The sequence below is a fragment of the Bacillus sp. MYb209 genome (genome assembly GCF_002975175.1).
Classification (GTDB): Bacteria; Bacillota; Bacilli; order Bacillales; family Bacillaceae_G; genus Bacillus_A.
In genome coordinates, this window is sequence record NZ_PCNZ01000002.1 from 469296 (window position 1) to 486693 (window position 17398).

Here is a 17398-nt window from a genome sequence, read left to right on the forward strand (position 1 = left end):
TGTATTTAAACGAAAACAGTCAGCATAAAAAGTTATGCTGACTGTTTTTTTAGCTCTTTCACATATGAATCTACACTTTGAAAAGGAACTGTAATTTTAAAAGCATCTTTTTGCTCGTTAAATTGTTTTTCATTATAAGGACCAAATCGTTTATTATGCTTTACATCGATAATCCAATAATGTTCACTTTTTTTATTTGTAATTGCTGCGTCAGGATTATTTGGATCTGATTTTTCCTCAATTTGTTTTGTGATAATGTATTTATCGTCCCAAGCAATTTCTGTAATTTTTGCAGGGATGTATTGTGTAGCATATACAGCATCCTGCGATGGGAAAAGTTCAAATGCATCCCCAGAAGTATGGATGAGTTCGTATTCATCGTTAATTGTATAGGTTAAATGGTTTGTATTGCCTGTGCAACCTGCTAATAAGAGTGCGGCAAATAGGATTATCCATCTTTTCAATATGGGAACCTCCTTTACAATGCTGTTGTAACACATTGTACAAGAAAAGTAAGCGAAACGCCAGTTTACAATGTTTTTTAGAAGTGGTACGATGAAACGGGTAAAGAAGGATATGAAGGAGTCGACACAAAATGAAGTTAAAGATGCATCGTCCAGCGCTTGTAATGAATCGCATAGGTGCTTCCCTTATTGACATGTTTTTAATCTCGGTTACGTACGGTGCAGTAGTAGCTATTATTACCGGAAACTATAGTGCTATTTTCAATCGTTTTAATATAAGTTTAGGTGACTATAGATATGACCTTACACTTGTTTTCGTATTAATGGCTATAAATTTTATTGTGTTCCCTTTTCTTTGGAACGGTTCTACACTTGGTAAAAAGGTAACAAGAACAAAAATAATCTCGTTAACAAGTGAAAAACTAACGTTACAAACATTAATAATACGATTTTTTGTATTACTATTACCAAGCATATTATTACTTGGAGTTCCATTAATATGCAATGTATATATGATGTTATTCCGCAAAGATAATTGTGGCTTCCATGATTTAATTGCAAAGACGAAAGTGATGAGTCTTGTATAAGTAATATTTAGATTATACGTGTTACTAATGAAATAAGACTTTTTATTGTTTGTATATAAAAAGTCTTATTTTTAATTTCGTGAAAAATGTCATCATTCTCTTGTTTTTTTGAAAAATTCGATAAATGGAATTGATATAGGGCGGATATCTCCTATATAGTACCCTCCATATTATTGATGGATGTTTAAAGAAGCGGTAGCTAATTCAAACATCCTATTTTCGTTTTAAATAGATTGAAAATTAAGAGAATGATATAATGGATATAAATAATATCGTTATATAACAAAGGGGGATTTAGAATGACGGGAGGTAGCTTAATTTTTTGGGGAATTCTTATTTTTATCGGTTTAACCTTTGATCAATATAATAATAGTAAGAAAAAAGAAGGAGTAAAAAAGTAATCGGTTACAATTTGTAACGTTAACTTTTCCTGCTTGCAGACTAATCTAATAAAGGAGTATACTGAATGACGGTAAGACTTATAGAAGGGGTAATGAAAATGAAGCTTGCAGGAAAAGTTGCCATTGTAACTGGCGGTGGCATCGGTATTGGACGTAGTACAGCTCTTTTGTTGGCTCAGCAAGGCGCAAAAGTAATTGTGACGGACATTGATCAAGAAAGTGGACAAGCAACAGTGGAGGAAATTACGGATCTAGGCGGAGAGGCACTTTTTGTATCCTATGATATGGGAAAGCAAGGAGAGTGGCAACGCGTTATCAGTTTTGCGATGGAAGCATACAGTCGTATTGATATGCTTTTTCAAAATGCTGGTTTATATAAAATAGATTCTATATTTTCTCACCAACAAGAGAACGATTCCAATGCACTTTGTATTAATGACGTTTGGATAGAGATAAAACAATTAACGTCATCTTTTATGAAACAGCAAGAAGAAGTGGTGCTCAGTGACTTACCGATTTTCGGTATTATTAGCACGAAAGGACAATCATTTCATACAATAGAAGCCCTAGTATAATAATGAAAAACCGCCCTCAATATATATGTGGACGGTTTTTTTGTGCTTGTTTTAATTCATCCTAATTTCTTATTGTATAAGTAGTAACTATACAGAATACAAGGGATTTCGAACTCGCTTTTTTCTTTTTTTAATTTAGTATGGGGCAGGAAGAGGGTTTGACCATTATTATGCATGGCTGGATGCTCTCTGCTACTAAAAAAAGAAGGTTTTGTATTTTGCATTCATATTTAGCGAATGCGTTGTTCAGTTTGGCTATCAAAGAAATGTACTTTATTAATATCAAATGCAAGGTTAATTTGGTCACCATGCGCAAAAGTATGTCTTGCATCAACTCGTGCTGCAAAATCTTGATTTCCAAGTTTCATATATAAAATAGATTCAGCACCTAACAATTCTGCAACTTCGATTTTTGTTGTGAAAGTAGTAGATTGTGAAGCTTCTAAAAATAATAGTTCATCATGAATATCTTCAGGACGAATACCTAAAACGATTTCTTTATTTACATAGCCTTGTTCACGTAATAATTTCATTTTTCCTTCAGATACTTTAATCTTTATTGCATTGTCTATAACGAAATCAGTTTCAGTTAATTTACCACGGAAGAAATTCATTGCTGGTGAGCCGATAAATCCACCAACGAAAATGTTTTCGGGTGTTTCATATACTTCTTTTGGAGTTCCAATTTGTTGAATCTTTCCGTCTTTCATAACAACAAGACGTGAAGCCATTGTCATTGCCTCTGTTTGATCATGTGTTACATAAATTGTTGTCGTTCCAAGGCGGTGGTGTAATTTAGAGATTTCTGAGCGCATTGCAACACGTAGTTTTGCATCTAAGTTTGATAATGGTTCATCCATTAAGAAAACTTTTGCGTCTCGAACGATGGCTCTACCTAATGCAACACGTTGGCGTTGTCCACCTGATAATGCTTTCGGTTTTCGATTTAAATATTCTTCAAGCCCTAAAATTCGAGCTGCATCTTGCACACGGCGATCGATTTCATCTTTTGGTATTTTACGAAGTTTTAATCCAAATGCCATATTATCGTACACACTCATATGAGGATAAAGAGCGTAGTTTTGGAAGACCATTGCGATATCTCGATCTTTTGGAGGAACATCGTTCATTGGCTTACCATCAATTGAAAATTCTCCTTTTGAAATATCTTCAAGTCCAGCTACCATTCGTAATGTTGTAGATTTTCCGCAGCCAGAAGGACCAACGAATACGATAAATTCTTTATCTTGAATGTGTAAATTAAAATCTGTTACGGCTGTTACGTTATTATCATATATTTTATAAATGTTTTCTAATTTTAGTTCTGCCATGATATTTCCCCCTAGAAAAATTATGCAAACGTTTTCTTTGAGTTCATTATAAACGAATAGATTCAAAAAAGAAATAAAAAACACTATAAAAATAAAACGTTTTCATTTTTACTATGGATATATAGTAAGTTCCGTATGTTTTCTTAGAAAAAGAAGAATAAATATTGTAAGCGCTATTTTAAATTAGGATAGAATCTGTTATCATTCATTAATGAAAACGTTTGCGCCTTAAAAAAGAAGAATTAATTATAGATGAAATGGGGTAGCATAATGGAAAAACAATGGTGGAAAGAAAGTGTAGTATATCAAATTTATCCTCGTAGCTTTATGGATAGTAACGGTGATGGTATAGGTGATCTTCGTGGTATTATTTCAAAGCTAGATTATTTAAAAGAATTAGGTATTGATGTAATTTGGTTATCGCCAGTCTATGAATCTCCAAATGATGATAATGGTTACGATATAAGTGATTATTGTAAAATTATGAGTGAGTTCGGAACAATGGAAGATTGGGATAAACTATTACATGAAATGCATGAACGTAATATGAAACTTATGATGGACTTAGTTGTTAATCATACTTCCGATGAACATAATTGGTTTATTGAATCACGTAAATCGCAAGATAATAAATATAGAGACTATTATATATGGCGTCCTGGAAAAGAAGGAAAAGAGCCGAATAACTGGGGAGCCGCTTTTAGTGGATCTGCATGGCAGTATGATGAAATGACAGATGAATATTATTTACATCTATTTTCTAAAAAACAGCCAGATTTAAACTGGGATAATGAAAAGGTAAGACAAGATGTTTATGGAATGATGAAGTTTTGGTTAGAAAAAGGAATTGATGGGTTCCGTATGGATGTTATTAATTTTATTTCTAAAGAAGAAGGCTTACCAGCTGTTGAAACGGATGAAGAGGGATACGTTTCAGGTCATAAACATTTTATGAACGGCCCAAACATTCATAAATATCTGCATGAAATGAATGAAGAAGTATTATCTCATTATGACGTTATGACGGTTGGTGAAATGCCAGGTGTAACGACAGAAGAGGCTAAATTGTATACAGGAGAAGCTAGAAAAGAATTACAAATGGTATTCCAATTTGAACATATGGATTTAGATTCAGGAGAAGGTGGAAAATGGGATGTAAAACCATGCTCACTCCTTACTTTGAAACAAAATTTAACAAAATGGCAAAAGGCATTAGAACAAACAGGATGGAATAGTCTTTATTGGAATAACCATGATCAGCCTCGTGTTGTATCTCGTTTTGGTAATGATGGAACCTATCATACTGAATCAGCGAAAATGTTAGCGACAGTACTTCATATGATGAAGGGAACACCGTATATTTATCAAGGAGAAGAAATCGGAATGACTAATGTTCGATTTGAATCAATTGATGAATATCGAGATATTGAAACACTAAATATGTATAAAGAAAAAGTTATAGACCGTGGCGAAGATAAAGATAAAGTGATGCAATCTATTTATATAAAGGGTCGAGATAATGCTAGAACGCCGATGCAGTGGGATGATAAAGAGCATGCTGGATTCACAACGGGCGAGCCTTGGATTGCGGTAAATCCTAACTACAAAGAGATTAACGTGAAACAAGCAATCCAAGACGAGGAATCAATTTTTTATTACTATAAAAAATTGATTGAGTTACGCAAAAACAATGAAATAGTTGTGTATGGATCATATGATTTAATATTAGAAAATAACCCTTCTATTTTTGCTTATGTAAGAACATATGGAGAAGAAAAGCTTCTTGTGATTGCAAACTTCACTGCAGATGAATGTGTATTTGAATTGCCTGAAGATATTGTTTATAGCAAATCAGAGTTATTAATACACAATTATGACGTGGCAAATGGATCGATAGAAAACATGACACTACGTCCATATGAAGCGATGGTATATAAAGTGAAACTTTAATCTGTGGTGCATTTTCACTGATTATTAGCCCTCACCAATCGGGCTTTTACGGGCAGTCGATCTCCCGCTTACCCTCTTTGCTTTTGCGGACTTTTAAAGTGGGAGTCTTGCTGCCCGTTAAAGCGGGCTAAATTGAAATAAGAAAAAACCTTATGCCTAGGCGGCATAAGGTTTTTTCTATTACCACTTTAATATCGAGAATCCATATGGAGGGAGTGTAACTTGTAATACACTTGCTTCCGCGGAAAATTCTTCATTTGTATATATATTGATTATTTTCTTCCCCGTAATATGAAGCGGGAGTGGAGCTGTAACTTCATTGTTTGTGGGATTTAAAACAAAAAAGATAGTTTCATCTTCATATGTTTTTGTATAAGAAATATAATTATGTTCATCATTTGCTTCAATAAATTGAAAAGTACCATGTCCTCCAAATGCTTTAAATTGTTTCCGTAATGAAATTAATGTTTGTATATGTGTGAATAACAGAGTGTCTTGTTCTTTTTCGTCCCATACCATACATTTACGACAACCAGGGTCCATGTCACCATCCATGCCGATTTCATCACCGTAATAAATACAAGGAGAACCAATGAAAGAAAGGTGGAATACATAGAGTAACTTTAACTTATTTTTATCCCCGTTACATGTCGCTAAAATTCTTGGTGTGTCATGACTGTCTAATAAATGAAATGCCGCTTCATTTACATTCATAGAGTAGGAATGTAAAGAATCTGTAATTTGTTTCATGAATTCACTTGCTTTAATGGAATCGTTAGCAAAGTAAGAAAGTAGAGCATTTGTAACAGGATAGCTCATTACAGCATCAAATTGGTCACCTTGTAGCCATGGGAGTGCATCGTGCCAAATTTCGCCTAAAATATATACTTCAGGATTTAATACTTTTATTTCACTTCGGAATTCTCTCCAAAAACTGTGATCAACTTCATTTGCTACATCAAGGCGCCAACCATCTATATGGAATTCCCTTACCCAATAACGACCTACTTCAAGTAAATATTCTTTTACATCTGGATGTGCCGTATTTAATTTAGGCATATATGGTGTAAACGCGAAAGTATCGTAATTAGGAAGTGGCTCAGTAATAATCGGAAATTCATGAATATGGAACCACTCTTTATAAGCTGACTGCTCGCCATTTTCTAGTACGTTTTGAAATTTATCAAAGAAGTATCCGCTATGATTAAAAACAGCGTCGAGCATTACTTTTATACCATGTTCATGACACGCCTGAACGAGTTCTTTGAAAGTTTCTTTCGTCCCGAATTGTGGATCAATTTCCATGTAATCGATTGTGTCATATTTATGATTCGAATGAGCTTTGAAAATAGGAGTGAAATATATTCCGGAAATTCCAAGTTTAACAAGGTAATCAAGGTTTTGAATAATACCAGCAAAATCTCCGCCGAAAAAATTAGTTGGAGTTGGTTCAGTACTTCCCCAAGGAAGGGTGTTTTCTGGATTCAGTGTGCGATCCCCATTAGCGAATCGTTCTGGGAAAATTTGATACCAAACTGTGTCTTTAACCCAGGACGGTGCTTTGAATACATCGTTTGCATGAATAAATGGAAAACAGAAAAAGTTACCAACATCATCATTTGGAATGTTAGAAAAAAATCCTCGTTCTGTATAAATAAGAGTTTCTGCATCATTTATTAATTCAAATCCATAACGTAAGCGTTTAAATTGTGGTTCGATGGAAATTGACCAATAATCAAATAACTCAGTAGAACCAGTTTTTTTCATCGGTGTACTCGCTGTAATCCATTTCCCATCTTGCCATTCATAAGGATCACCGTAGATGAGAGCGGCGGTGTGAATATCGTCTCTTCTTGTACGCATCCGGATGTGAATCGTTTTTTCGTCGTAAGCGTATGCATAATTATCTTTTGGCCTATGATAGATCGCTTCTTTAAGCATATAGAAAATCCCCCTTTAATATCTCTATACATATAGTTCCCGTAAACGAAATAATAAAGATTATGTTGCAAACGATTGCCTTCCACATAACTTTAATATTGCTTATAAGAGTAGTATTCATTTTATGTAAAGTCAATGAATAAAGAGTATGATAAGATTATTTTGAAAATTAATATTTGCAAAATGAATAAAAGGATGTATAATGATAGACAAATAGTGCAAACGTTTTCATAGATTTAAATATTGTTTGCGCTTCTATTAAACTGTTAAATGCAAACGTTTTCAATTAAAGAGGTACATAGACAATTTAGGGAGGTTTTTGGGATGAAGAAAGCATTATCACTATTAACGATTTCAGCATTGTCAATCGGTATGTTATCTGCATGTGGACCGAAAGATTCAGGGAAAAAAGAAGCAAGTAAAGAGAAGAAAGATTATGATCTTCTCGTTTGGGAAGATGAGAAAAAAGGTGTTGGTCTAGAGCCGGCAGTGAAAAGTTTTGAAAAGAAATATAATGTGAAAGTAAAAGTTGTAGAGGTTCAGATGACGAAACAAATAGAAAAACTTCGTCTCGACGGTCCAGCTGGTACAGGACCAGATGTTGTAACATTACCGCATGATCATATTGGTAATGCGGTAACAGAAGGGCTACTTTCAGAGGTGAAAGTGGATGATACGGTAAAAAATAAATTTACAGATTTATCAATAAAGGCACAAACATACGACGGAAAACTATACGGTTTACCAAAAGCAATTGAAACACCAATCTTTATTTATAATAAAAAATTAATGCCAAAAGCACCAGAAACGATGGATGAGCTGTATAATTTCTCAAAAGACTTTACGAAAGATGACAAGTACGGATTTTTAACATTAGGAGATAACTTCTATTTTGCTAACGCATTTATGGCGGGTATGGGCGGTTATGTATTTGGTGAAAAAGATGGAAAACTGACTCCGACAGATATTGGATTAAATAATAGTGGTGCAGTACAAGGTGCTGAATATATTCAAAAATGGTATAAAGAAAAATTATTACCAAAAGGAATTATTGGTGAATCTGGCGGTTCAGCTGCAGATGGATTATTTAATGAAGGAAAAGCAGCATCTATTATGAATGGTCCATGGGCATTCCAAGCGATGGAAAAGGCTGGAATTGATTATGGTGTTGCTCCAATGCCGAAATTACCAAATGGTCAACCGATGAAAACATTTGTTGGGGTAAAAGGATGGCATGTAACAAGCTTCTCTAAACAAAATGATTTAGCTACAAAATTCACTGAGTGGGTAACAAATGAAGAAAACGCAAAAATTCGATTTGAGAAGACAAAAGAAATTCCTCCAGTAAAATCAGTAATGGAAGATCCAATTATTAAAGATAATGAGGCTGCAAAAGCAGTTGCGACTCAATCAGAAAATGGAATCCCAATGCCGAATATTCCAGAAATGCAAGAAGTTTGGAAACCAGCTGGAGATGCGCTTCAATTAGTTGTATCAAATAAACAAGAGCCAAAAGCAGCACTTGATAATGCAGTGAAACAAATTAAAGGTAATATTGAGGCAAACCACAGCAATAAAAAATAAGGTGAAATTCGTGCCTCTAAATATGAGAGGCACGAATTCTCTCCCTTCCAAGTAGGAAGAAAAAAGGGGGAAGGAACATGCAAACATCTATAGAACCAACGAAAGATGTGAACGGTTCAAAGCATAGGAAAATGGCGACCATGTTATCAATCATTCCAGGCATTGGTCAACTATATAATAAACAATACGTAAAAGGTCTTATTTTTCTAGTATTAACAGGCTCATTTATTGTAGCATTTGCTGATTTGTTAAATATAGGATTATGGGGAATTGTAACGCTCGGTACAGAAGTTCCACGTGACCATTCTGTCTTTCTATTAGTAGAAGGGATTTTGGCACTTATTGTTGTCGTGTTTGGACTAGGGGTATATGCATTTAACTTATATGATGCATACCAAAATGGGAAAAAACGCGATATAGGGACACCATTAAACTCAGTAAAAGAGCAATATCGCAATTTATTAGATCAAGGTTTTCCGTATTTAATGGTTTCACCAGGGTTTCTATTACTTATCTTTGTTGTCGTATTTCCAATCATTTTTGTTATCTTAATTGGATTTACAAACTATGACTTATATCACTCTCCTCCAGCTAAATTAGTAGATTGGGTGGGCTTTAAAAACTTTATTGATATTTTCACATTACCAATGTGGAGAGATACATTTTTAAGTGTATTCTCTTGGACTGTCATTTGGACATTCGTTGCAACGACATTACAAGTTGCACTGGGTATTTTTTTAGCGATTATCGTAAACCAGCCTGGGATTAAAGGGAAGGCTGTTATTAGAACAATCTTCATTTTACCGTGGGCTGTTCCAGCATTCGTATCTATTCTTGTATTTGCTGGTATGTTTAATGAAACGTTCGGAGCGATTAACAATCAAGTATTAGCTTTATTCGGGATTGAAAAGGTTGCTTGGATGACTGATCCATTTTGGTCGAAAATCGCTTTAATTATGATTCAAACGTGGCTTGGCTTCCCGTTTGTTTTTGCAATGACAACAGGTATATTGCAATCGATTCCAGGAGAACTGTATGAAGCAGCTACAGTAGATGGTGCAACAGCTTGGCAACAGTTCCGCAAAATTACATTGCCGCTCGTTCTATATGCAACAGCTCCAATTTTAATTACACAATATACGTTTAACTTTAATAATTTTAGTATTATTTATCTATTTAATAGCGGGGGACCTGCTGTGTCTGGACAAAATGCAGGTGGAACAGATATTTTAATTTCATGGATCTATAAGTTAACGATGACTTCGGCTCAGTACGGAAAAGCAGCAGCTCTTACAATGATTTTATCGTTAATCGTTATTACAGTTGCGTTATGGCAATTTAAGAGAACAAAATCATTCCAAGAAGAGGATATGATGTAAATGAATATTAAACGACAAAAGATGTTACGTCTTTCATTAAGTTATTTAGTTATCTTCATAATGTGTGCGATTATTTTCTATCCATTACTATGGATAATTGGCTCATCGTTTAATCCAGGAGATAGTTTGTCTGGTTCTAGCATTATTCCGAAAAATGCCACGTTAGATCATTATCGCAAGCTACTTGATCTCGATTCAAGTAATTACTTACTTTGGTATAAAAATACTTTAAAAGTTAGCGTAATGACGATGATTTTTTCTGTGTTAGCCATTAGCTTTACTGCTTATGCATTTTCGAGATATCGTTTTGTTGGAAGAAAGAATGGTTTATTAACATTTTTAATTCTCCAAATGATCCCGAATTTTGCAGCGTTAATCGCGCTATATATATTAGCGCAGTTAACAGGATTAATTGATACACATCTTGCATTAATTTTAATTTATGTGGGCGGAGCAATTCCGATGAATACATGGCTTATGAAAGGGTATTTTGATACGATTCCGAAAGAGTTGGATGAATCAGCTCGAATGGATGGAGCGGGGCATTTCCGTATTTTTTGGCAAATTATTATGCCACTTGCAAAACCAATCGTAGCGGTTGTAGCGTTATTTACTTTCATCGGTCCATTTACAGACTTTATTTTAGCAAGTATTATTTTACGCACACCGGAAAATTATACTTTAGCAGTTGGGTTATATGAAATGGTAGCGAAAAAATTTGGTAATGAATTTACGACGTTTGCAGCGGGTTCAGTATTAATTGCAATACCGATTTCGATTTTATTCCTATCACTACAAAAATATTTTGTTTCCGGTTTAACAGCTGGAGGTACAAAAGGATGAAAAATGGGACATTACGTCCCATTTTTCTTTTCATCTCTCTATAAAAAAATTTATAGAGAGATGAAAAGAGATTTGACATCGCATATGAAAAGAAGTGAAATAAATAGTATATTATAGTATAGGAAAAAAGAGCTATATCCCTTACAATACATGGAGAGGGAGAATATGATAAGTTTTGCAAGATAGAATAAATAAATGAAAGTTTATGACTTCTCCTATTACTTGCACCGATTGCAAGATAATAATATATGAAATATGGCAGAGAAGTGAGAGGGGGGATTTTTATGACAGTTACAATTAAAGATGTGGCGAAGAAGGCGAACGTAGCACCATCAACAGTTTCCCGTGTAATTGCTGATAATCCAAGTATAAGTGAAAAGACAAAGCGCCGTGTTCGAAAAGTAATGAGTGAATTAGGATATCATCCAAATTTAAATGCAAGAAACCTTGCGAACCAAACGACGAAGACACTTGGTCTTGTTATGCCGAGTTCTGCAAGTAAAGCTTTTCAAAATCCGTTTTTCCCAGAAGTTATAAGAGGAATTAGTTCATTTGCACATGTGGAAGGGTATGCGCTTTATATGTCGACTGGTGAAACGGAAGATGAAATTTTTAATGGTGTTGTAAAAATGGTACAAGGGCGTCAAATTGGTGGTATTATTCTTTTATATTCAAGAGAGAACGATCGGATTATTCAATACTTGCATGACCAAAACTTCCCGTTTGTTTTAATTGGAAAACCATATGATCGAAAAGATGAAATTACATATGTAGATAATGACAATTATACAGCTGCAAGAGAAGTGGCAGAATATTTAATTTCACTAGGCCATAAACAAATCGCGTTCATTGGTGGTGGATCAGATTTACTTGTAACGAGAGATCGTTTAGGAGGTATGAGTGATGCTTTAAAATTAGCAGACATCGTATTACCGAAAGAGTACATTTTACATTTTGATTTTTCAAGGGAAAGTGGTCAACAAGCCGTTGAGGAGTTAATGGGACTGAAGCAACCACCGACGGCAATTATGGCAACGGATGATTTAATTGGACTGGGTGTGTTAAGTGCGCTTTCTAAAAAAGGATTCGTTGTACCGAAGGATGTTTCGATTGTAAGCTTTAATAATGCTTTATTATCAGAAATTGCGAGTCCACCGCTTTCGACAGTTGATGTGAATATATATCAGTTAGGATATGAAGCAGCAAAAGCTTTAGTTGATAAGGTGGAGCATTCTGAGTCTACTGCAAAATGTATTATCATTCCACATAAATTATTGAAGCGTCAAACTTGTGATCAGTATGCAACAAAAAGCTAAGAGTTTAACTCTTAGCTTTTTGTTGTAGAAAGGCTTCTAAACGGTCACAGCCTTCTTTTAAAGTTTCGATACTATAAGCATAGGAAAGACGAAGATAACCTTCACCATATTCAGAAAATGCGGTTCCAGGAACAACGGCTAGCCCAGCTTCTTTTACAAGATCAAGTGCAAAATCAAATGATGAAGATGTTAAATGTCCAACATATGGGAATAAATAAAATGCACCTGTTGGCTTCTCAACCGTTAAACCCATTTGAATGAGTCTATTATACACGTAATCACGGCGTTTTTTGTATTGATAGCGCATCATCTTCGGTGCATCTTTAGCAGCTGTTAAAGCTTCGATTGCAGCATATTGAGCAATTGAAGTAGCGCATGTAACATTGTATTGATGAACTTTTAAAATGTGTTTTGCTAAATAACTTGGGGCAAATAAAAGTCCGATACGCCAGCCAGTCATAGAATGTGATTTTGATAAGCCGTTAATGACAATAGTCTTATCACGCATTTCTGGGAAATGAGCGATAGATGTGTGTTTGTCTTCATATACAAGTTCGCTATAAATTTCATCGGAAAGAACGAAAATATTCTTATCTTTTAAGATAGATACAATATCTTCTAATTCTTCTTTTGATAAGGTAACACCAGTTGGATTAGAAGGATACGGTAAAACGACGCATCTTGTTCGTTCTGTAATTGCATTTTGCAGAGCTTCAGCTGTTAAACGAAATCCAGTTTCACGAACATCTATAAAAATAGGAGTTGCACCGCATAGTCGAATAATCGGCTCGTAACCAGGATAAATAGGAGCAGGTAAAATTACTTCCGTTCCTGGTTCTAAAATAGTTCGGAATGCAACATCAATCGCTTCACTAGCGCCGATTGTAACAATGGTTTCGTTTTCAGGTGAATAGTGTAAATCGTAATTATTTTTTACAAAGTTACAAGCCGCCTCGCGTAATTCTAATAAACCAGCGTTGTGTGTATAGCTTGTATAATTTTCTGTAATGGCCCGTTTAGCAGCTTCTTTTACTAAAGAAGGTGTAGGGAAGTCGGGTTGCCCAATTGTTAAAGAGATGAGATTATCATAGTTTTGAATCATGTTAGAGAACTGACGGATTCCAGAAATTTGGATGTCCTTCACTCTAGGGTTAATGAATTGTTCCATTGTATCTCCCTTTCTTCCGTTTGAAAATTAAGTTCATTTTATCATATTTTTCATTATTACGCAGGGAAATCCTACTGATATAAGTTTCACTTTATTTAAGAAGAAAGGTGGTATGTAGTGCATAAAAAAAGCCGCTGAAAGCGACTTTTTAATAACCGTATTCCCAATCTATTTCATCTTCGTTCCAAAGTACGGAAGATACTTTGCCAAGATGGACAACTGATTCATTTACAGCACATGTACAGTCTTCGTCCCCTGCTGTATGTTGCAATTCTTCGTATACTGATTTTTCAACGTTTTCTAGCACAACCAAATTTTCTTCTTTTAAAACAAGCGTAGTACCCGCCATATTTATCTTCCTCCTACTAAAGTAATGATCACTTATTTGTAAACATAGATAGTATGGATTATATGCTATATTTTGCGATAGTTGTCCGTCTAGTGAAGTGTTTTTTATTTTTCTTGTAATCCGTATTCATTGTATACTGCACGAAGGAAATTTGGTACAGGGTTTACAATCATTTCGGAAATTTGTAACATTTATTATTAGTTGTTAACAAATAATTAACAAAAGTGTTAAGAAAAATCAAAATTTTAAAACAAATAGACTTATAAAATGATATAATCATATCAAAATACATATAGGGGATGAGAGGCTATGGAGCTGATTCGTGATTTAATGATCCAAATTGCCATCATTATTTTACCACTATTTTTATATGAAGCGATTCGTTTAAATCGTTATCAAGAAATGCTTCCGAAGCCTAATCGCTACTTTATTATGTTTTTATCTAGCGTTACACTCGTTCTCTCCATGACATACTCTATTTGTTTTGGTACCGTTTGCGGATACAATTTTCATCCAATCCCAATTGTTAGTGGTTTTTTATATGGTGGGATTGTTGGGCTCATCCCTGCCATTATTTTTGTTGCATATGAATGGATTTTTAAGGGTCTCAGTTGGTTGCCTATCGTAGAAGTTATATTTCTTTCGATAATTCCATTGTTTTTGTCAAAGAAATGGTCTCTTTTTTCAAGAGATAAGAAGCTAATATTAGCTTTTATGATTGCATCATTTTATGTTCTTGTTTCATTAGTATTCGGGATGTTGAATGTCCTTTTAGAAACAGGTTTTACACCGTACATATCTAATCTATATAGTGGGTATATATTTGCATCACTTATTATGGTTATGACAATGGTATTTCAAGTGTATTTGACTGAGTATTTAAATGAAAATGCATTATTGCGTACAGAAATGCAAAAATCAGAAAAACTTAATATTGTAAGTGAGTTAGCTGCAAGTGTTGCACATGAAGTTCGAAACCCTCTCACTGTTGTACGAGGGTTTATTCAATTGCTAGAGAGTACGGAAGACGTAAAAAACAAAGATTATATGCGTCTCGTATTAGCTGAACTGGATCGTGCTGAACAGATTATTTCAGATTATTTAAATTTAGCAAGGCCTCAAATTGAAAAAAAAGAACATATTTGTTTATCAGCACAATTAATTGAAATGACAACTCTTATGTCATCATTTGCAGCGATGCAGGGCGTTTATTTGCAAGTTGAGATTTCTGAGAGCCTTTATACTATCGGCGATAAGACGAAATTGAAGCAAGCTATTATGAATGTTGTTAAAAACGGTATTGAAGCAATTCAAGGAAACAAAGGGTATTTAAAAGTAACAGCTATTCAAAAAGATGAAATGATAATAATAAGAGTTAAAGATAGTGGTGTTGGAATGACAAAAGAACAGTTAGTAAGGCTTGGACAACCGTATTATTCTTTAAAAGAAAAAGGAACAGGATTAGGTCTTATGGTAACATTTAGTATTTTACAAGCGCATAATGGTACATTGGAATATAAAAGTGAAAGCGGAAAAGGAACTGAAGCTATTATTATATTGCCAGCTGTACGATATAAGGAATAAAAGTTACCGGTAGAAGGTAACTTTTTATTTTATCGTGAATTAGAAAAATATACAAAATTTCATTCATTTATTTTTTCTTGTTTTGTTCGAACGAATAAACTTTTAAATGATTGAAAGAAGCTTTGCTCTTTTGAGGCGGCGACTAATCTTTTTGTTTCTTGAATTTCGCGAATAACTTGCATAAGTTGTGCATCACGGTTGCTGTCTTTATTGTAAATTTGATTGAAAAGTTTATTCATTTTTTCTTCTTGTTTGGATTCTCGCTTATACATATGATTCATTAATAAGTCCATCTTTTCTTTTTGGAGTGCATCTGTTTCGGCGGCATGAACAACTAGCTCTTGTAACATTTTTTCCTGGGAGCCTTCTTTTACATAAACTTGTTGCATTAGTTCATCTAATTTCTCGTCTTTTAAACGATTTTGTGTAATGAGAGTAGAGTTTTGATGAATAATTGCTTCATTTAATTGAGCAAGCATTTCAAGTTTTAACATGAACTCCTCAAAGTTACGCCCATCATCTTTTGGTTGTATCTCTTGTTTATCTTGAATAACAGGTACAGGTGGGGCCTCTTTTTCTTTTAAAATAATAGGTATTGTTTCTGAAATATCTTCTTGTAATGTAGCAGCTCTTTCATGTATAGATTTCAATAGTTTTAAATCATCCAATTTATAAATACGAGCATCAGCTGTTTTTGAAATGATATAACCGTGTTCCTCTAAGAGTTGGCTATATTTTCGGACTATATGTTTTGGGATACCTGTTTTATTTGTAACATCTTTCGTTTTATAAATAGCTTCCATGATAGTTCCTCCCCAAAAAGTATCGTATATATCATTTCAACCTTTTATGAGGACTTCCTTTGAAAAAGAATGTCGGAAGGTTATTAGTTTTCTACAGCATTAGTGAAAAGATGAGGAAAAATGAATGTTTTTGGCGGAATGGAGAGGAAGAGCTAAAATAATGTCTGAAAACATACATAGAAGAAGTTTGTTATAATAACTGAGGAAAAGAAATTGGTAGGAACACGGAGGTACACATGAAGCAATTTAAAGGTATTATCATTTCAATTATTGCAATTCTTTCTCTTTTGGTAGCGGTATATGAAGTACTTGTGCCAGAGGAGACAAGTACTAAAAAAACAACTACGTATGATCAAATTCTAGAGTTCCCGAAAGAACGATATCCAGAGACCGGGAAACATATAACGAATGCTATAAAAGAAGGGCATTCAGAAATGTGTACAATTGATCGTAATGGTGCAGCGGATAGAAGGAAATTATCGTTAGCGCCATATCCGACGAAGAAAGGTTATGATCGTGATGAATGGCCGATGGCGATGTGTAAGGAAGGCGGAAAAGGAGCTCATATTGAATATATAAGTCCAGCAGATAACCGCGGTGCAGGTTCTTGGGTAGGGAATAAGCTAGACAAATATCCAGATGGTACGCGTGTGAAATTTGAAGTGAAATAGTAATTGGCATACATTTCATAGTGGAGGAGAGGGATAGTTATGGAATTAACAATTTCATATTCGCAATTAATGATAATGAACTATGATGGTCAGCAGCCTTATGTAGATTGGACTCCTGAAGATTTTGAAAGAGGCTATGCTGAGGTGGATGGAGCTATTATTTTTGAGGCAATCTCTGACTATACTTGTGAAGTGGAAGTTACTTGTGGAAATCATATTGAGAAAGAAGAAGTGGTTAGAACGATATCAGTTCCTTTCACAGTGAAGAATGAAGAAGTATATATAACAAGTATTCTTTCTAATAAATTTCATATTCCTATTCCGAACGGGGAATATATGATAGTCTTGCAGACAACTCCTCTTGAAGAGCCAACAGACGATGAATTGTATAAAGTACAATACGACTTCTATTTTGAGAGTGTAGAATAAAAAAACGTGTTATCCTTTTTGAA

General features: G+C 34.4%; 17 protein-coding genes. 11 read left to right on the forward strand and 6 right to left on the reverse strand.

Annotated elements, in window-relative coordinates; all coding sequences use genetic code 11:
- Window positions 1-32: 32 nt before the first annotated feature.
- Window positions 33-464, reverse strand: a complete 432-nt coding sequence (locus tag CQZ94_RS06190) for a DUF3997 domain-containing protein (RefSeq protein WP_105584670.1) — start codon at window positions 462-464, stop codon at window positions 33-35.
- 131 nt (window positions 465-595) lie between these two features.
- On the opposite strand from CQZ94_RS06190, the gene CQZ94_RS06195 reads away from it, so the two are divergent.
- From CQZ94_RS06195 to CQZ94_RS06205, 3 genes are all read left to right on the forward strand, one after another.
- Entirely contained in the window at window positions 596-1051 is a 456-nt protein-coding gene (locus CQZ94_RS06195) for an RDD family protein (protein WP_105584671.1), read from the forward strand.
- Window positions 1052-1350: 299 nt separating this feature from the next.
- Window positions 1351-1452: a flagellar motor protein gene (locus CQZ94_RS06200; protein ID WP_105584672.1), complete on the forward strand. Its 102-nt coding sequence runs from the start codon at window positions 1351-1353 to the stop codon at window positions 1450-1452.
- 65 nt (window positions 1453-1517) lie between these two features.
- On the forward strand, window positions 1518-2027 hold the full coding sequence (locus CQZ94_RS06205; RefSeq protein ID WP_105584673.1) for an SDR family NAD(P)-dependent oxidoreductase: 510 nt from the start codon (window positions 1518-1520) through the stop codon (window positions 2025-2027).
- A 230-nt stretch (window positions 2028-2257) separates the two neighbouring features.
- Here CQZ94_RS06205 and CQZ94_RS06210 read toward each other — a convergent pair whose 3' ends face one another.
- On the reverse strand, window positions 2258-3358 hold the full coding sequence (locus CQZ94_RS06210; RefSeq protein WP_105584674.1) for an ABC transporter ATP-binding protein: 1101 nt from the start codon (window positions 3356-3358) through the stop codon (window positions 2258-2260).
- Window positions 3359-3628: 270 nt separating this feature from the next.
- Here CQZ94_RS06210 and CQZ94_RS06215 point away from each other — a divergent pair, with 270 nt between their 5' ends.
- Entirely contained in the window at window positions 3629-5308 is a 1680-nt protein-coding gene (locus CQZ94_RS06215) for a glycoside hydrolase family 13 protein (RefSeq protein ID WP_105584675.1), read from the forward strand.
- 180 nt (window positions 5309-5488) lie between these two features.
- Here CQZ94_RS06215 and CQZ94_RS06225 read toward each other — a convergent pair whose 3' ends face one another.
- Window positions 5489-7249 carry an alpha-glycosidase gene (locus tag CQZ94_RS06225; protein ID WP_105584676.1) on the reverse strand — a complete coding sequence of 587 codons (1761 nt, stop codon included), beginning with the start codon at window positions 7247-7249 and terminating at the stop codon, window positions 5489-5491.
- Window positions 7250-7573: 324 nt separating this feature from the next.
- On the opposite strand from CQZ94_RS06225, the gene CQZ94_RS06230 reads away from it, so the two are divergent.
- From CQZ94_RS06230 to malR, 4 genes are all read left to right on the forward strand, one after another.
- Window positions 7574-8833, forward strand: a complete 1260-nt coding sequence (locus CQZ94_RS06230; RefSeq protein WP_105584677.1) for an extracellular solute-binding protein — start codon at window positions 7574-7576, stop codon at window positions 8831-8833.
- A 77-nt stretch (window positions 8834-8910) separates the two neighbouring features.
- Window positions 8911-10212, forward strand: coding sequence for a maltosaccharide ABC transporter permease MalC (gene malC / locus CQZ94_RS06235; RefSeq protein WP_105584678.1), 1302 nt, complete (start codon window positions 8911-8913; stop codon window positions 10210-10212).
- On the forward strand, window positions 10213-11055 hold the full coding sequence (gene malD, locus CQZ94_RS06240; RefSeq protein ID WP_105584679.1) for a maltosaccharide ABC transporter permease MalD: 843 nt from the start codon (window positions 10213-10215) through the stop codon (window positions 11053-11055).
- A 284-nt stretch (window positions 11056-11339) separates the two neighbouring features.
- Window positions 11340-12371 carry a maltose operon transcriptional repressor MalR gene (malR, locus tag CQZ94_RS06245; RefSeq protein WP_105584680.1) on the forward strand — a complete coding sequence of 344 codons (1032 nt, stop codon included), beginning with the start codon at window positions 11340-11342 and terminating at the stop codon, window positions 12369-12371.
- Between the two features lie 4 nt (window positions 12372-12375).
- Here malR and CQZ94_RS06250 read toward each other — a convergent pair whose 3' ends face one another.
- Together CQZ94_RS06250 and CQZ94_RS06255 are read right to left on the reverse strand one after the other, a co-directional pair.
- Window positions 12376-13539: an aminotransferase A gene (locus CQZ94_RS06250; RefSeq protein WP_105584681.1), complete on the reverse strand. Its 1164-nt coding sequence runs from the start codon at window positions 13537-13539 to the stop codon at window positions 12376-12378.
- A gap of 148 nt (window positions 13540-13687) precedes the next feature.
- Complete coding sequence (locus CQZ94_RS06255) at window positions 13688-13888, reverse strand: hypothetical protein (RefSeq protein WP_105584768.1); 201 nt, start codon at window positions 13886-13888, stop codon at window positions 13688-13690.
- A gap of 309 nt (window positions 13889-14197) precedes the next feature.
- On the opposite strand from CQZ94_RS06255, the gene kinB reads away from it, so the two are divergent.
- A complete protein-coding gene (gene kinB / locus CQZ94_RS06260; RefSeq protein ID WP_105584682.1) occupies window positions 14198-15472 on the forward strand; it encodes a sporulation sensor histidine kinase KinB in 1275 nt (424 codons plus the stop codon).
- Between the two features lie 59 nt (window positions 15473-15531).
- On the opposite strand, the gene CQZ94_RS06265 is transcribed toward kinB, so the two are convergent.
- Window positions 15532-16275: a DUF3967 domain-containing protein gene (locus CQZ94_RS06265; RefSeq protein ID WP_105584683.1), complete on the reverse strand. Its 744-nt coding sequence runs from the start codon at window positions 16273-16275 to the stop codon at window positions 15532-15534.
- A 236-nt stretch (window positions 16276-16511) separates the two neighbouring features.
- Here CQZ94_RS06265 and nucA point away from each other — a divergent pair, with 236 nt between their 5' ends.
- Both nucA and comJ read left to right on the forward strand, forming a co-directional pair.
- Entirely contained in the window at window positions 16512-16946 is a 435-nt protein-coding gene (gene nucA, locus CQZ94_RS06275) for a DNA-entry nuclease (protein WP_105584684.1), read from the forward strand.
- 39 nt (window positions 16947-16985) lie between these two features.
- On the forward strand, window positions 16986-17375 hold the full coding sequence (gene comJ / locus CQZ94_RS06280; protein WP_105584685.1) for a competence protein ComJ: 390 nt from the start codon (window positions 16986-16988) through the stop codon (window positions 17373-17375).
- The last annotated feature ends 23 nt before the right edge of the window (window positions 17376-17398 follow it).

What these genes read in the sequence shown, in the direction of transcription:
- CQZ94_RS06230 (WP_105584677.1), top strand. Translation starts at nt 7,574, where the DNA reads ATGAAGAAAGCATTATCACTATTAACGATTTCAGCATTGTCAATCGGT.
- CQZ94_RS06210 (WP_105584674.1), bottom strand. Translation starts at nt 3,358, where the DNA reads ATGGCAGAACTAAAATTAGAAAACATTTATAAAATATATGATAATAAC.
- CQZ94_RS06250 (WP_105584681.1), bottom strand. Translation starts at nt 13,539, where the DNA reads ATGGAACAATTCATTAACCCTAGAGTGAAGGACATCCAAATTTCTGGA.
- comJ (WP_105584685.1), top strand. Translation starts at nt 16,986, where the DNA reads ATGGAATTAACAATTTCATATTCGCAATTAATGATAATGAACTATGAT.
- CQZ94_RS06255 (WP_105584768.1), bottom strand. Translation starts at nt 13,888, where the DNA reads ATGGCGGGTACTACGCTTGTTTTAAAAGAAGAAAATTTGGTTGTGCTA.
- kinB (WP_105584682.1), top strand. Translation starts at nt 14,198, where the DNA reads ATGGAGCTGATTCGTGATTTAATGATCCAAATTGCCATCATTATTTTA.
- CQZ94_RS06195 (WP_105584671.1), top strand. Translation starts at nt 596, where the DNA reads ATGAAGTTAAAGATGCATCGTCCAGCGCTTGTAATGAATCGCATAGGT.
- CQZ94_RS06200 (WP_105584672.1), top strand. Translation starts at nt 1,351, where the DNA reads ATGACGGGAGGTAGCTTAATTTTTTGGGGAATTCTTATTTTTATCGGT.
- CQZ94_RS06205 (WP_105584673.1), top strand. Translation starts at nt 1,518, where the DNA reads ATGACGGTAAGACTTATAGAAGGGGTAATGAAAATGAAGCTTGCAGGA.
- nucA (WP_105584684.1), top strand. Translation starts at nt 16,512, where the DNA reads ATGAAGCAATTTAAAGGTATTATCATTTCAATTATTGCAATTCTTTCT.
- malC (WP_105584678.1), top strand. Translation starts at nt 8,911, where the DNA reads ATGCAAACATCTATAGAACCAACGAAAGATGTGAACGGTTCAAAGCAT.
- malD (WP_105584679.1), top strand. Translation starts at nt 10,213, where the DNA reads ATGAATATTAAACGACAAAAGATGTTACGTCTTTCATTAAGTTATTTA.
- CQZ94_RS06215 (WP_105584675.1), top strand. Translation starts at nt 3,629, where the DNA reads ATGGAAAAACAATGGTGGAAAGAAAGTGTAGTATATCAAATTTATCCT.
- CQZ94_RS06225 (WP_105584676.1), bottom strand. Translation starts at nt 7,249, where the DNA reads ATGCTTAAAGAAGCGATCTATCATAGGCCAAAAGATAATTATGCATAC.
- CQZ94_RS06265 (WP_105584683.1), bottom strand. Translation starts at nt 16,275, where the DNA reads ATGGAAGCTATTTATAAAACGAAAGATGTTACAAATAAAACAGGTATC.
- malR (WP_105584680.1), top strand. Translation starts at nt 11,340, where the DNA reads ATGACAGTTACAATTAAAGATGTGGCGAAGAAGGCGAACGTAGCACCA.